Raw genomic sequence first — 744 nt, forward strand, 5'->3', positions numbered from 1 at the left:
GCTGGAGGCGTCCCGGTCGACGAAGAAAACCTCGATCGACTCAGCCGTGTGCTTCTCGCGCGGCTCGTTGTCCTGCCCGTAGGCGCGGTCGATCGCCACACGCGGTGCGGCACGGAGCCGCTGGGCGTCCGGGGAGTCGAAGTGCTCGACCTCGATGTCGATGTCGTCCGTCGTCGGCGTGTGCTCGGGCGTGGTCACCCGCTCAGGCTAGCGGCCGGACCGGGCGATCCACCCCTCCACTTCCGAGGGGGTCCGAGGGATCCCGACCGACAGGTTCTCCGCGCCGTCCTCGGTCACGAGGATGTCGTCCTCGATGCGGACGCCGATGCCGCGGAACTCCTCCGGGACCGTCAGGTCGTCCTGCTGGAAGTACAGACCGGGCTCGATCGTGAACACCATGCCGGGCTGCACGACGCCGTCGATGTACATCTCACGGCGGGCCTTCGCGCAGTCGTGCACGTCGAGTCCGAGGTGGTGGCTCGTGCCGTGCACCATGTACCGGCGGTGGAACTGGTTCTCCGGCTGCAGCGACTCCTCGGCCGTGCCGGGCAGGAAGCCCCACTCGGCGGTCTTGCGGGCGATGACCTCCATCGCGGTGGCGTGCACCTGCCGGAAGGTGATGCCCGGCTTGACGATCGCGACCGCCGCGTCCTCTGCCTCTAGCACGGCCTCGTAGACCATCCGCTGGACATCGTTGAACTTCCCGCCCCACGGGAGCGCACGGGTGATGTGGGCGGGGTAAGA

1 protein-coding gene and 1 pseudogene are annotated in these 744 nt (G+C 68.5%); both read right to left on the reverse strand.

Annotated features, from left to right (window positions below):
- Nucleotides 1-198 (reverse strand): annotated as a pseudogene (locus NS184_RS17225) (GNAT family N-acetyltransferase); the annotation flags it as partial.
- A gap of 9 nt (nucleotides 199-207) precedes the next feature.
- Nucleotides 208-744: M24 family metallopeptidase (locus tag NS184_RS17230; RefSeq protein ID WP_152998330.1), on the reverse strand; the 537-nt coding region annotated here is incomplete at its 5' end.

Source organism: Curtobacterium luteum (assembly GCF_001475545.1).
Lineage (GTDB): Bacteria > Actinomycetota > Actinomycetes > Actinomycetales > Microbacteriaceae > Curtobacterium > Curtobacterium luteum_A.